The sequence below is a fragment of the Profundicola chukchiensis genome (genome assembly GCF_029664245.1).
Lineage (GTDB): Bacteria > Bacteroidota > Bacteroidia > Flavobacteriales > Weeksellaceae > Profundicola > Profundicola chukchiensis.
The window spans coordinates 150,138-164,262 of record NZ_JANAIE010000001.1 but is presented as its reverse complement, the minus strand read 5'-3'; the positions used below and the strand labels follow the sequence as shown (position 1 = coordinate 164,262).

14 protein-coding genes are annotated in these 14,125 nt (G+C 33.1%); 9 read left to right on the top strand and 5 right to left on the bottom strand.

The window, feature by feature from the left end; all coding sequences use genetic code 11:
• Window positions 1-485: 485 nt before the first annotated feature.
• The 6 genes from NLM59_RS00675 (at window position 486) to NLM59_RS00650 (ending at window position 7,639) form a co-directional block, all read left to right on the top strand.
• Window positions 486-1,739, top strand: a complete 1,254-nt coding sequence (locus tag NLM59_RS00675) for a polysaccharide biosynthesis protein (protein ID WP_304415809.1) — start codon at window positions 486-488, stop codon at window positions 1,737-1,739.
• Window positions 1,736-2,836, top strand: coding sequence for a polysaccharide pyruvyl transferase family protein (locus NLM59_RS00670; RefSeq protein ID WP_304415808.1), 1,101 nt, complete (start codon window positions 1,736-1,738; stop codon window positions 2,834-2,836). The genes NLM59_RS00675 and NLM59_RS00670 overlap by 4 nt, the downstream gene beginning before the upstream one ends.
• Entirely contained in the window at window positions 2,833-3,627 is a 795-nt protein-coding gene (locus NLM59_RS00665) for a glycosyltransferase (RefSeq protein ID WP_304415807.1), read from the top strand. The genes NLM59_RS00670 and NLM59_RS00665 overlap by 4 nt, the downstream gene beginning before the upstream one ends.
• The gene (locus NLM59_RS00660; RefSeq protein WP_304415806.1) at window positions 3,624-4,838 is read left to right on the top strand and encodes an O-antigen ligase family protein; all 1,215 of its coding nucleotides are present in this window, start codon (window positions 3,624-3,626) and stop codon (window positions 4,836-4,838) included. The genes NLM59_RS00665 and NLM59_RS00660 overlap by 4 nt, the downstream gene beginning before the upstream one ends.
• A gap of 27 nt (window positions 4,839-4,865) precedes the next feature.
• Window positions 4,866-5,954 carry a glycosyltransferase gene (locus tag NLM59_RS00655; protein ID WP_304415805.1) on the top strand — a complete coding sequence of 363 codons (1,089 nt, stop codon included), beginning with the start codon at window positions 4,866-4,868 and terminating at the stop codon, window positions 5,952-5,954.
• A gap of 323 nt (window positions 5,955-6,277) precedes the next feature.
• Window positions 6,278-7,639, top strand: a complete 1,362-nt coding sequence (locus NLM59_RS00650; RefSeq protein WP_304415804.1) for an exopolysaccharide biosynthesis polyprenyl glycosylphosphotransferase — start codon at window positions 6,278-6,280, stop codon at window positions 7,637-7,639.
• 119 nt (window positions 7,640-7,758) lie between these two features.
• Here NLM59_RS00650 and NLM59_RS00645 read toward each other — a convergent pair whose 3' ends face one another.
• Entirely contained in the window at window positions 7,759-7,980 is a 222-nt protein-coding gene (locus NLM59_RS00645; protein ID WP_304415803.1) for a hypothetical protein, read from the bottom strand.
• Window positions 7,981-8,012: 32 nt separating this feature from the next.
• Between NLM59_RS00645 and NLM59_RS00640 the strand changes: the two genes are divergently transcribed.
• Complete coding sequence (locus NLM59_RS00640) at window positions 8,013-8,948, top strand: DUF6427 family protein (RefSeq protein WP_304415802.1); 936 nt, start codon at window positions 8,013-8,015, stop codon at window positions 8,946-8,948.
• Here the strand turns inward: NLM59_RS00640 and NLM59_RS00635 are convergent.
• On the bottom strand, window positions 8,925-9,713 hold the full coding sequence (locus NLM59_RS00635; protein ID WP_304415801.1) for a UDP-2,3-diacylglucosamine diphosphatase: 789 nt from the start codon (window positions 9,711-9,713) through the stop codon (window positions 8,925-8,927). The genes NLM59_RS00640 and NLM59_RS00635 overlap by 24 nt on opposite strands.
• Window positions 9,686-10,141: a 6-pyruvoyl trahydropterin synthase family protein gene (locus NLM59_RS00630; RefSeq protein WP_304415800.1), complete on the bottom strand. Its 456-nt coding sequence runs from the start codon at window positions 10,139-10,141 to the stop codon at window positions 9,686-9,688. Before NLM59_RS00630 ends, NLM59_RS00635 begins: the two co-directional genes overlap by 28 nt.
• Window positions 10,142-10,241: 100 nt before the next feature.
• Here NLM59_RS00630 and NLM59_RS00625 point away from each other — a divergent pair, with 100 nt between their 5' ends.
• Window positions 10,242-10,904: a ComF family protein gene (locus NLM59_RS00625; RefSeq protein WP_304415799.1), complete on the top strand. Its 663-nt coding sequence runs from the start codon at window positions 10,242-10,244 to the stop codon at window positions 10,902-10,904.
• 33 nt (window positions 10,905-10,937) lie between these two features.
• Here the strand turns inward: NLM59_RS00625 and NLM59_RS00620 are convergent, their stop codons facing one another.
• Together NLM59_RS00620 and NLM59_RS00615 are read right to left on the bottom strand one after the other, a co-directional pair.
• Window positions 10,938-12,497 carry an Rne/Rng family ribonuclease gene (locus NLM59_RS00620; RefSeq protein ID WP_304415798.1) on the bottom strand — a complete coding sequence of 520 codons (1,560 nt, stop codon included), beginning with the start codon at window positions 12,495-12,497 and terminating at the stop codon, window positions 10,938-10,940.
• Window positions 12,498-12,685: 188 nt separating this feature from the next.
• Entirely contained in the window at window positions 12,686-12,976 is a 291-nt protein-coding gene (locus NLM59_RS00615) for an HU family DNA-binding protein (protein ID WP_304415797.1), read from the bottom strand.
• 82 nt (window positions 12,977-13,058) lie between these two features.
• On the opposite strand from NLM59_RS00615, the gene mutY reads away from it, so the two are divergent.
• Window positions 13,059-14,096, top strand: coding sequence for an A/G-specific adenine glycosylase (gene mutY / locus NLM59_RS00610; RefSeq protein WP_304415796.1), 1,038 nt, complete (start codon window positions 13,059-13,061; stop codon window positions 14,094-14,096).
• Window positions 14,097-14,125: the final 29 nt, after the last annotated feature.

The following is a 14,125-nucleotide window of genomic DNA, read 5'->3' as shown; positions in this document are numbered from 1 at the left end:
TTTATTTCACTTAGCAAAAGCCTTGCGTTATTGCTTTTTATTTGTTGATAAACAAAAATAGTCTTTCTCGCAGAATTTTATACTACCTCATTTTCAAGGTAAATCGGCGTAGGATGAGAAACCTACTTTCGAGCAGCTCATCTTTCGCTAAAAACCGAATATAAATGATTTTTTTCTCTTGTTTTTAACCCAATATGGTTAGGACTGTTTCTGTTGAAATAACCTAAAACGTGCGAGGTTGAAGCGAAAAGAAACTTTGTATTCTGATTAAGAAATTAAAAATAATTGTATTATTGTAACATCCTATATTTAGGTGATTTTTTAGTCAAATTTATTCGTTTTGGTTTCGCCAGTATAGCAATAAAATTGACTTATTGGAAAAGCTGAAAAAGGATGAGCAAAAGCTTTTTGGAGAAAGACAATGGTATAATCGCAAACTTTAAATTAAAACGCGTTTAATGTTTTTGTTCCAATAAAAATATTTCATGATCCGTATGGTATTTTTAAAAACATTATTTCAAAACAAATATTATGTTCTAGCTGATCAGGCATTTGTTTCCTTATTAAATTTCGGTTCTGTTTTTTTATTATCAAAATTTGCAGACATACCTGTATTTGCGAACTTTGTCTTGGCGTATGGATATTCAAATCTGATATTTATTTTAGTTACTTATTTCCTAACGGCTCCCGTTTTGGTTTTTTTTCCGAAAAAAGAAGAAAAAGAAGGGTCTTCTTATCTGGCTTCTCTATTGGTTTCAAATATTATACTATCTCTTATACTAACGCTTATTAGCTTTCCCTTTGTGAGTTCTCAGGTGGATGGTTTGCCCTTTCTGCTTTTCCTAGGAATCAATTTTAGTATGATTATCTATGATTTATTTAAGAAGTTCATTTTTGCACAAATCCGCGTGAGCTATATCTATACAGTAATTTCTTCTTTTGGATTGGTCAGCTTATTTTTTGGAATGATTTGGTATTTCAAAGATTCCTTAAGCCTGGATATTGTATTTGGGGTTTATACTTTGGGATTTTTATTATCAGCTTTATTTCTATTGATAATTATTTGCATCAAAAAGTTTTTGAACTGGAAATCATTTATTCCTACAAGTGATAATCTTAAAAAATCATGGAAATATATAACAGAACATTATACGTTTTCTAAATGGATTGTAGCAGCCGGTATTTTATTTTGGGGCTATAGTCAGGGGATTTTTATTGTGGCTGACCTTTTGGGAGTAGGTGATTTGGGAATTGCAAAAGTCAGATCTATTCAAAACCTACTAGGATTATTTACGATTTTGCTCGTGTCGATGGAGAGTTATTTCATACCTTTATTTTCTAGAAATGTTGAGGTACTATCAAAAGTTGTAAAAGAATTTTACCAGAAATACACTTTGGTGTTGGCGATCATCTTTTTAATATCATTCCCGGTGTTTTATTTTGTATATGACTATTATTACTTCGATAAATTTGGTGATGGCATCTACATTATAGGCATTTTATGGTTATCTCAACTTGTGGTGGTCTTTTCTCGACCTTTATCTATGGCGCTCAAGGCCAAAGAAGTGAGTTATCCATTGTTTATAGCACACGCACTTGCTCTCTTTGGTTTAGCTTCTTTAGGTATTTTATTTATGTATCTTTGGAAAGATATTGGTATGTCATTAACTTTATTTTTGGCATATTTCTTATCAAATATAAGTATCATATATTTTTATAAAAAACACGTCACTGCATGAGCCAAATTATATTTAATGGATTTTATGGATTCAAAAATACGGGTGACGATGCATTTGTAGAAATAGCTTCGTGGGGAAGTAAAACATATTGGGACAACAAAGAAATTACATATTTTTCTGGAGATGATTTGCCCAACACGCAAATTCCGATAAAAGAGATTTATTCACCTAATACTCATAAAATTTCGCAGAAAATATCTGTTTTTAACGCATCGCTTAAAAGTGATTACTTTATTAATGCTGGTGGTTCTGTTTTTAGTGAAATAAGACCCTTGAGCAACATTGCCTTTGCACAAAAAGCAAGATGGCTCAACCCTAAGCTTAAACATGCTGCCATCGGTGTTTCTATTGGACCTTTTGCGAATATAAAAAACGAAAAAGCAGTTCAAAATTATTTAAGAAGCTTAAAATTCCTAGCACTTAGAGATACATATTCATATGAATATGCAAAGTCCTTAGACTTGGATTATGAGCCTATCAAGGCATTTGATTTAGCTGCATTGCTTCCGTTTTGTTACGAGAATTCAATCCGGACCAAAAAGGAAAGTAAACAAAAAACAATTGGCATTAGCATATGTAATTATGAAAGATATATTAATGGTGATATTAAGAATGAAGAAAGACGAAATCAATTTGTAGAAAATGTATTGACTAGGCTCGCTAAAAATAAAGAATACAGCTTTAAATTTTTTATTTTTAATGGGAATAAGCACATCGGAGATGAGCGTCTTACACATTCTGTAGCCAGTTTATTGCCCAAAGAGCAATATGAGATTGTTCCTTACTCAAAAACAACCTTATCTACTTGGAGAGAAATACAAGCATGTGATTTCATGTTCTCAACCAGGTTGCATGCAAGCATATTTGCCTGTTATGCAGGGGTTCCTTTTATGCTGATAGAATACCATAGAAAGTGCAGTAACTTTCTAGATGACATTGGCTATGATAAAAACGCGAGAATTTATGATGGAGAGAAAAATCCCGAAGAAGTAGCGCAAGATATAGCTCGTTTTGTTTCAGGAGATTATACCTTCCCTTCTCATGTCAACGAAACTATAGAGCGAGCTAAACTTAACTTTACCCAGGTGCAGTTATGAAAAAAATTATAGTTCTTATTTGTCACTATAATAATCTAAAAGATTTAGAGGTCTCGCTGCTTTCTATTCAAGAAGATTTTGATGTTGATGTTTTAATCATTGACGACGGAAGCGTACAAAAACCCAATTTGGAGCATTTACAATCTATATATAAAAACGGTAAAATTTTCCTGGAATTGCTGCCCAAGAATATGGGCGTAGGAAAAGCTACCAATATAGGTTTGCAAAAAATCATTTCTATGGGCTATCAATATACTGGTAGGCTTGATTGTGGTGATAAAAACCATAAAAACAGATATAAAAAACAACTGAGCTATTTGCAGCAAAATCCCGATGTAAAAATCCTAGGAACTTGGGGGAATATGGTGGATTTACAGGGTAATTTATTGTTTGTTTTAAGGCATCCTGTGTCCTATGAGAAAATTCGTAAAAAGATTTATTTAAATAGCACTTTTATTAATTCAGCAACGATTTATGAGGTAGATATCTTAAGGGAAATTGGTCTTTTCCCAGAAAAATATCATAGAAATGGTGAGGATTATGCTTTCTACTTTAATGCCATTCAACATTTTAAAGCTGAAAATCTACCGGAAGTACTACTTGATTATGAAATCAACCCGAATTCACTTTCTGCCAAAGGACGAAAAGAGCAAGTGAATGCCCGAATTTCTATTATCAAAGATCATTTCTACTTTGGATTTTATCCCATCTATGGATTATTCAGAAATTCTTTGTTAAAACTAATTCCTCAAGATTTTATTCTCACCTTAAAAAAAATACTAAAGAGATGAGGCAAGTCTCAAAGTTATATCCCTATGTATTTGCCATTTTTTGCGGTAGCTTACCTTTTGGAAATGTTATTAAGGTTTTACCTAACTTATTATTGATTGTCTTAGGCGTAGCTTTTTTATTTATCGTTAAAAAAAAGGATATAAAACGCTTACAAACTAAATCTTTTTATGCCTTATTTAGTTTTGTTTTGCTCGCAATTTTTCTGATTGTAATCAAAGGCCGATGGGAAGATTCGGGATATATCCCCAAACTATTGAGCATTTTAGCACTTCCTATTTTGGCTATTCCTATCAAACGGTATATGCTCGTTCTCAAAATATTTGTCTTAAGTACATTTGCTTTATTATTGTTCTCTGTCTTCAAGATTGTGCGCCATGTTATAGAGTTTCAGGAGTTTAAGTTTGCAACCGGTTCAATGATCAATGAATTGCTTTTGGGTGAACGACCATATATTGGATTTATGTATATTTTGGCAGCCGCCATTTCCTTTTACTTAGCACGTACTAGCCAGAAATTTGTGTGGTATCTTTTGAGTTTATGTTTTATAGTAATGGTGATAAGCATCTCTGCCCGTATGGCTATTATAAGCGTTTTGCTAATGGCTTTTGCAAGTATTTTTTATCTTTTCCGACATCTTAAAATAGCAGTATTAATTCTTGTTTCAATCCTTTTTCTTGTCGCTGGACTTTTTAAGTTGAATGATAACCTTAAGCAAAGATTTCTATTAACATCCCCGGCGTCTAAAACTTACGTTCTGAAAGAAAAACTAATTTTAGAACCTCGTTTTCATATTTGGCAATGTGCTGCAAACTTAGAGCATTCAGTACCATCATTTTTTCTCGGAAAAGGCTTTAAACAAACTGAGAGAGAATTGACAAATTGTTATCAGCAAAGAACAACTTTCTACACAGAAGATCAGAAACAATGGTTTGTGAATAGTAGATTTAACACACATAATCAGTACCTTGATATCTACTTGAGTTTAGGCATTATAGCGCTTATTTTATTCGTTGGATTTTTGGTTTTTGCCTTTATAGAAAATAGAAATAGTTACTTTGCAACGGCTATCTTGGTGTTTTTGATTTTATTTTTAACCACTGAGAATCTTATTTATAGACAACTAGGGACTATGTTGATAGGGCTTATTGTCGTATTTTTGAGCTTTCTGTCCGCCAAAACAGAACCGGGGAGAAACAACCTAAGTCAATAATTTATTTTTGTAAAAAAGAGTTAGTACATGAAAAAAGTGTTGGTCGCTGATTGGTTAGATAAGTATGGAGGAGCAGAGCGCGTGATTTCTTTATTACAGAAAACTTTTAGATTTACAGAAACATATACCCTAACCTGCGTTATGGAACCAGATGATCTGCAAAAGATTTATCTCAACCAAGCTCATGAAATAAAAACGACTCCACTCAAATATTTAGGTAAGTATTTTAGATTATTTTTTTTCGTTTTTCCCTTTTTTATCTCTAGGTTCAAAATAGAAAAAGATGCAGACTTAATTATATCTTCCTCGCACGCTATTGCAAAAGGCATCAGAAAGTCTCGCGATAGTCAAATTCATATTAGTTATTTCCAAGCGCGTAATGCAAACTATATCTGGGACCAAGCCAAACTTTTTTTTGGGAAAGGTTATTATCTCATTTATCCAATCATTGCAATCCTACGAAAGATTGATGTGATGCAGGCACAACGCCCTGATTATATCGTTTGTAATTCTAAGTTTGTCCAAGAGTGGGTAAAGGAGACCTATGGGCGCGACGCCGCTGTTATTTATCCGCCAGTTAGCTTGTCTAAATTTGAATTAGATGCTGACAAAGAGGATTATTATGTTGCAGTAGGGCGAATGGCTCATATCAAGCGCTTTGATGTCTTGATTGAGGCTTTTAGAGAAAACAAGAAAAAGCTTATTCTTATTGGAGATGGCGATTTATATCAGCAATTTAAACAGAATCTTCCCGATAATATTTCAATGCCTGGTTTCTTAAATTCGGATGAGGTTAATGTATATTTAAAAAAAGCAAAAGCATTTATCCAAGTGGGTATAGAAGGTTTCGGAATTGCCACTTTAGAAGCTCAAGCCTGTGGAACTCCGGTCATTGCTTATCGCATGGGCGGCGTGTTAGAAACAGTTGTGGAAGACGAAACGGGCATTTTTTTTAATGAACAATCGTCAGCCTCACTCAACCAAGCTATCCAAAAGTTTGAAACCAAAAATTTTGATATTCATAAAATGAGGGCCCATGCTCTTCAATTTTCAGAGGGGCGATTTGTTTCGGAAATATCTGATTTTGTTCAAGATAAACTGAATGCAAAGCATTAAATCCAAAAGAATATTAGCCAAAATGGTTTCTTTAATTTAGTTGAAAAACCGCCATTAGTTGCGTTATTTATTATCGATAATGATAGGCGAAAATTATGATTATATTTATTTATAAATTCTTCAACTACCCACAGTCTATGCTAAATAGATGAGCTTAAATTAAAGCTGAATTAACGAAAAGTTTATATTTTCTTTGGAAACACTAAAAAGCTATGGTTTTAAGTTTTATTTTAATGATATTTGGGATAGAATTTAGTTAGAATATATCTTTATTATTTACTTGATAAAAAGATTGGAGACAAAGTATTAATCGCAAGCATCGAATGAAGTACAAGACGGAGGGTAATAGAATTTGGATTCATTTACTTATTTATTTAACAGTCAATTTTTTAGCCTTTAGTTTGTCCAATTTGATCATTTTTGGTCATTTTTGGATGGATGGAAAATCATATCCATCTCTATTGTTAATTAGTGGACTTTCTACGGTCTTTACTTACTTCTTGAGTCGACAGAATTTAATCAATGTAACCACACAAATTCCACAACTGATCTGGAAAAACGTTGAATTCATTTTTCTGTATATTTTATTAGTTTTAATGTATTGGTTTGCAATTAATTCTATCAATTACAGTAAAGAGCAAATTACCTTATTCTTTTTGTTCTATTTTACTTTAATTTTAGGTGCAAACGCTTACTATATTAGGGTTTTGCGTTGGTATAAAATTGATATTCCATGTGTAAATACGCTAGTAATTGGTGAGAATAAATTCACGCAACAATTTATAGAAAGTATCCAGGAAAATGAATGGATGGGCTTTAAGTTTATTAAAAAGCTAGTTCCAGGCGAGTTTTCTAGAGATGGTTTTGCCGAGTTTTTAGAAGAGTCTAAAATTGATGCTGTTTTTATCAACTGGGATGAGTTTGCACAAAATGAACAGCGCGAACAAGTATTGAGAAATATAGTTGAAGAAAAGAATATTAAGTTTTTTGCAATTTCAGAGATTTTTGCGTCTAAATTAATCCCAAGCACCTATTATCTAGCAGGTAACTTCCCTTATTTAAATCTGTATCATTTCCCTTTAGATAATGCATTTAACCTAACATTAAAGAGACTTTTTGACGTGTTTTTTGCCTTAGCATTCTTCGTATTTATTGGGATTTGGTTATTTCCATTGATTGCACTTATTAATTTATTGGATAGCGGATTTCCTATTTTCTTTAAGCAAAGAAGACACGGAATGGATAATATAGAATTCAATTGTTTGAAATTTCGAACCATGGTCGTTAATAAAGACTCAAACGATAAGATTACGGTCAGAAATGATCCAAGAATTACCAAGTTTGGTAAAATTCTTAGGAAATCGAGCTTAGATGAACTTCCACAGTTTATAAATGTATTAAAAGGAGATATGTCGGTGGTAGGTCCGCGTCCGCATATGGTAAATCAAAATAATCATTATAATCAGATTATTTCTAAGTATAATTTTAGACATTATGTGAAACCAGGAATTACAGGTTTAGCACAAGTTAATGGTTTTAGAGGCGAAATTAAACGTGATGAAGATATGAAGAACAGAATCCAATCAGACTTGTATTATATCCGTAATTGGTCTTTTGGGCTAGATCTAATGATTATCTACAGAACCGTAGCGAATATGATTAAAGGAGATAAAAACGCCATCTAAAAGCCTTAGAGATCTGTATTAATTGAGCTTTATTCTAAAAGCTTGACTTTATCGCATAAAAAAGTGATTTCTACCTAAAAAGATAAAAATCACTTATTTATTAAAAATGAAAATATTTCTTAATCTATGAAATTGTGTGGCTCGCGGAAGTCAACAGCTCTTTTGTCTGAAGTTGTACCGTATTTCACGATTTGGATACACCAATAAGTTAATAATCCTACGAGAATAAACACCAATATCCAGTTCATTAAAATTCCAATTGGAGGTAAAACTTGAAAACTCCACGTGAAAAAATCACCTAAACCGAAAATAATTTCCTTGAAAAATGCAAAGTGTCTCATTATTGCTTTAATTTGCATCAAATTTATAAAAAATGTTGACAAAAAGCCTAAGGGGGAACCAAAATTTTATACCTATCATGATTTTTATCCTGTGGGCGATAGGTTTTTTCTTGCTTAATGTAAATAATATCGACTTAAATCAACAACTTATATCGTTTGCTCTAATGGCAACTACAGTTGGTTCAAGCATATTTGTGGTAAACAATTTCCCTTATTTTAAAAACAACTTCTATTTTGCTTTTCTATTCTCTCTGAGTTTTCTACTCCTTGGGTGTTGCTTAGAGAATCTCAATTTCTTTGCAGGGCTATTCTTTCTATATCTAATTTTATCTCAAATACTCTATATAAATCAAAAGGAACACCAGATTTTTAATTCCTTTGATTTAGGATTCTATATAGGTGTAGCCATTATATTCTATCCACCTTTTTGGGTTTTTGGCTTGTTTTTACTTTTCCACTTTATTGTTTTAGGTAAAACACAGATTGTAAATCTTATTTTTTCTTTATTGGGAACTCTTGCCTTATTTATTCTATGCTTGCAAATTCTAGCGATATTTGATTCATGGCATTATTGGGATGGATTTGTAGAGCAGCTATATCTAATGCCTATGCATTTAGATTTAGATCTTTTATTTCTAGCTCCTTTGGTATTAGTCGCAATTTTTGGTTTGGTAGATTACTACACCAATATCAACAGACAGTCTGCTAATAAAAAAGCAGTATTCTTTGATGCTATGTTATGGTTTATATTCGCAGTAATTTTTAATGTCTTGTATGGAGGCAATAATGACAATGGTTTGCTTTTATTGGTTTTACCGGTAGTATTGTACACCTCCAACCTTTTAACATACAGCAAAACCTTCTGGAAGTCAGAAGTTATCTTATGGTTGTTTGTGATTTGTCTAGTATTGTATCGTTTCCACCCTTATATCAAGGTGCCAGATTTATTTGATACGGTCACGTTCTAAAAGCTTAAGCTCCTTACCATCAAACACGGCATAGGTAAAGTAATTTACCCAATCGCCTAAATTAATGTATTGACTGTTTTTATTGAGTTGAACCTCAATCGGGAGATGGCGGTGTCCAAAAACAAAATAATCGTAGTGATTCGATTCTAGCTTTCTTAAAGCATACTGAACCAACCATTCCTTATCATCACCCAAATAGGTATCATCTTGATCTCCAGAAATATATTTGTTTTTTCTAGAGACAGTTTTCCCTAACCAAATAGCAAAATCGGGGTGGAGTAGATAGTACAATTTTTTTGCAAGAGGATTGGTAAATACTTTTTTCATTCGTTTGTATCCCTTATCTCCAGGTCCTAATCCATCTCCGTGCCCAATAAAGAATTCTTTGTCATTAATGCTAAACTGCTGTGGACGGTGGAACATAATAGCACCAACTTCCTTTTCTAAATAATCTCGCATCCACAGGTCATGATTACCAATAAAGAAATAGATCTGAATTCCATTGTCTTGAAATTCAGCTAATTTACCTAAGGTTCTAACAAATCCTTTTGGAACCACTTCTTTGTACTCAAACCAAAAGTCGAATAAATCACCAAGTAAGAATAAAACTTGACAATCGGCTTGAATTTCATTTAACCAAGCAACAAATTTTCGCTCACGAACAGCGCTTTCGGCATCGTTTGGAGCACCCAAATGTTGATCTGAGCAGAAATATATTTTCTTATTTTCCTCTAGTTTTATTGTATGTTGTCTGAAGCGATCCATTCACCGTAAGAATTCTCTGTTTCGTATAATTTTAACTTCACCAAAGATATATTTTCAGGCAGTTCTTTCTGTAACTTTTGAGCAAAATCAATCAACATATTCTCACAAGTCGGCTGATAATCCGTGAAAATCACCTTATGACCTTGTTTAGATAAATGTAATCCAAGCACTTTATGCTCTGTATTTTCATTCAATAAAATGGCATGGTCCAAACGATCTACTATCGTACGATTTACAATCTTTTTTAAATCACCAAAATCTAATACCATTCCTAATTCTGGATGGTTTTTCTCGTCAATAGGCTGTCCTAATATGGTAACACACAGCTTATAAGAGTGTCCATGGATGTTTTTACACTTCCCTTCATACCCAAATAAAGCGTGTGCAGTTTCAAAGTTAAATATCTTGGTAACACGAATGTTATTCATTTCAAAATGCTTTAAAATAAATCGAAAAGGAACCAAAATTTGGTCCTGAGTTAGTCGATTTTTGTTAGATTAATTTACAAAATTACAGTAATTTAGTGCAATGCGTGGTGTTTTCGACTATATTTTCCCTCATCGTTGTGTGAATTGTAGCAAAATAATTCACCAAAAAGAGATGCCTTTGTGTTTGGTCTGCTACGCCAATCTTCCGTTTACACATTGGGAAATGGATGACAAAAATATAAGCTATGAGCTAATTCGGAAATCTGTAGCGGTAGAAAAAGGAACTTCCATTTTAATGTATCAGCATGGCAACGCCGTTCAAAAACTCGTCATGGCAAATAAGTATTTTAATCAACCACATATTGGTGATTTTATGGCTGAATTAGCTTTCCCAGTGGTTTCTAAGCACGAATATGATTTAATTCTATGTATTCCTTCACATCCTAGAACACTTCGCCAGAGAGGCTATAATCAAGTAGAAAGGTTTAGCGAAAAGCTATCAGAGAAAATGAATATTAAATTTGATAAACATCTTCTAAAACGAACCAAAAGGAGAGATTCTCAAACCCATAGGAATAGATCCGAGCGATATGATTCATTAGCGAATGCTTTTCACGTTTCTGAGGATATTCAGCAATATGAAAATATTCTCTTATTAGATGATGTATTAACTTCTGGAGCTACCTTAAGCAGTTGTTGTCAATCTATTTTGAATAAAAAAGATTTAAAAATATCTGTTCTGACCATGGCCAAAGTGATGTAGGCATGGTTAAAAAAAAGATAAGAAGTAGGTTTTTTAATTAGATTCTTGGTAAACAATTTCATCGTCTTCATTGATGAAATGCAATTCAAGATATTTAAAGGCATCACGAGGCATGATCTTAATTTGAATCTTATATTTCCAAGCCCATTTTTTACGACGCGATGGAATGCCTTGTTTGATATAAGCTGCCACAAAAGGATGCATGTGAATGCTTAATTTCTTGGCTTGACCTTTTTCTGAAATTTCTTTGATTTTAGCTTCAATCCTATCCAAGATAACAATTGGAGCTTCTACTTCTCCATTTGGATTAGGGTTGGGTTCATGAGTCTTAATCACCATCTGTGGACGAACACGCTGACGTGTAATTTGCACTAAACCAAATCTACTAGGAGGTAGAACTTTGTGCTTGGCTGTATCTCTAGCCATTTCGCTTTTCAGATATTCGTAGAATTTCTTTTTGTTTTTAGACTCTCTCAAATCGATAAAGTCTACCACAACAATACCACCCATATCTCTTAATCTCAACTGTCTAGCAACTTCTTTAGCCGCTTTCATGTTGATGTCTAATGCGTTTTGTTCTTGAGTATCTTTGGATCCTTTAATGTTTCCAGAGTTTACGTCAATCACGTGTAATGCTTCGGTATGTTCAATCACCAAATAAGCTCCTTTGGAGTCTGGTATATTAACATTTTGCCCGAAAGATTGTTTGATTTGTTTTTCGATGCCATAAGATTCTAGAATCGGTGTTTGTTTGTTGTAATATTCAACAATATCCACCTTTTCAGGAGCAATTACAGATAATAACTCTTTAATGTCCTTAACTAGTTCTTTGTCATCAGATTGAATCTTAACAAAGTCAGCGTTGAATTTATCTCTCAAGATAGTCTCAGCTCTACCTGACTCTGAGTGAACGCATTTCGGTAGGTTTTTGGCTCTTAAGTTGTCGTAAACACCTTTCCATTTTTCTGATAAATCAATTAAATCTTGGTGTAAATCTGCAACCTTTTTATTTTCCGCTACCGTACGAATGATGACCCCACAATTTTTGGGTTTAATACTTTCGATAAGCATGGTCAATCTATCGCGTTCCTTTTTGTTTTGAATTTTTTGTGAGATAGAAACTCTATCCGAAAATGGAACCAATACCAAATATCTACCTGGTATGGCAATCTCTGAAGTAACTCTTGGTCCCTTCGTAGAAATGGGTTCTTTTACAATTTGAACAAGTATGTTTTGACCTGGTTGTAAAACTTCCTCTAGCTTACCATCTTTTTTGATGTCTTCTTCATTTCTGAATGATTTAAGCAGGTGAGTTTTGAACTTTCCAGTTCTAACAATTTGAATGTAAGTTAATAAGGATTTGATTTGTGGCCCCAAATCATGATAGTGTAAAAAAGCATCTTTTTTAGACCCAATTCCAACAAATGCAGCATTCATACCCGGCGCTAGTTTCTTAACTTTAGCGAGGTATATATTACCGACAGTAAATTTTTGATTGGCCTCTTCTTGCTGGTATTCCATCAATCTACCATCTTCCAGCAATGCTATTTTCACCAGATCATCACTAGTGCTTATTACAAGTTCCTTATTCATTTTGCGTCACAATATTTCAATCGAAAATGCACCAGCTCTTGCGAGCGGTGCATTAATTTTTAGTCCACGAAAAGAAATTATTTTTTCTTTTTGTGTCTATTTAGTCTTCTTCTCTTCTTTCTTTTGTGAGTTGCAACCTTATGTCTTTTTCTCTTTTTTCCGCTTGGCATAAATTCTCGTTTTTAAAATTAATCTACTTTTACATTCTTTTTTACATCCTCAACAAAAGTCTTAGAAGGCTTAAATGCAGGAATGTTATGTGCAGGAATTATAATCGCCTTATTTTTTGATATGTTTCTACCTGTTTTCTCTGCACGTGTCTTTATAATAAAAGATCCAAAACCTCTTAGGTAAACATTTTCTCCGCTTGTCAAGGCTTTCTTAACTTCTTCCATAAAAGTTTCAACAACTCTTTGGGTATCGTTCTTCTCTAATCCCAATTCATTTGAAATGTTGCTTACAATTTCTGCTTTAGTCATTTATATTTATTTAATTTGTTTGATTTTGAGTTTGCAAATATAGGGACTTTTTATTAATTAAAAGCATATAACTATTTAAATTATGTCATTCATACTCTTGCTATTAGATTGGTATCATACCCATAAAAGACCTCTTCCTTGGCGTTTAGAAAGGAAGGTTTTTAATGTATGGCTCTCAGAAATCATACTTCAGCAAACACGTGTAAATCAGGGATTAAATTATTATGAGAAGTTCGTAAATCACTTTTCTGATGTTCATGAATTAGCAAAAGCTGATGAGCAGTTGGTACTCAACCTTTGGCAAGGTTTGGGCTATTATACTCGAGCAAGAAATTTACATAAAACAGCAAAAATCATATCAAACGAATTCCATGGAGAGTTTCCTAATAACTTCAATGATTTAAAGAAATTGCCTGGCATTGGACCTTACACTGCAGCGGCAATTGCATCTATTTGTTTTGACGAGAAAGTGCCGGCTATTGATGGAAATGCATATAGAGTATACGCTAGACTGTTTGGGTTAGATAAAGATATTAGTGATTCAAATGCGCATAAATTCTTCTTTAATTATGTGTTGGAAATAATGCCTAATGAAAATACAGGAGATTTTAATGAGGCTATTATGGAACTGGGTGCAACTATTTGTTTGCCTCAATCGCCTAAGTGTAAAGACTGTCCCATCGCTGAATCTTGTGTAGCCTATCAAACTGGGAGCATAGAAAAGTACCCTGTTAAGACAAAGAAAGTGAAAGTTAGAAAACGTAATTTTCATTATTTCTTTGTTTTCGATGCTTTAACCAATGAGTTTTTAGTTCAGAAGAGAATAAATAAGGATGTTTGGCAGAATCTATATGATTTGCCCATGATAGAAACGAAGACCAAGAATTATGATGTTTCATTTATACCTAAAAATAAAGTCAGTAAAGTAGGGGAATTAAGACATATACTTACGCATCAGCATTTGAATATTCAATTTTATGAATTTCAAGGTGGGATTGAAGAGTTTCAAACTATAACAAATCAAGATTTTCTTAGGATAAAAACAAGTGAAATTAAACACACTCCATTTCCGAAACCAATAGCAAGTTTTCTGGCTGAAAAATTTCCAGAGATGGTGTAGTTATTGCATTAAGTATTAGTTCAATATTT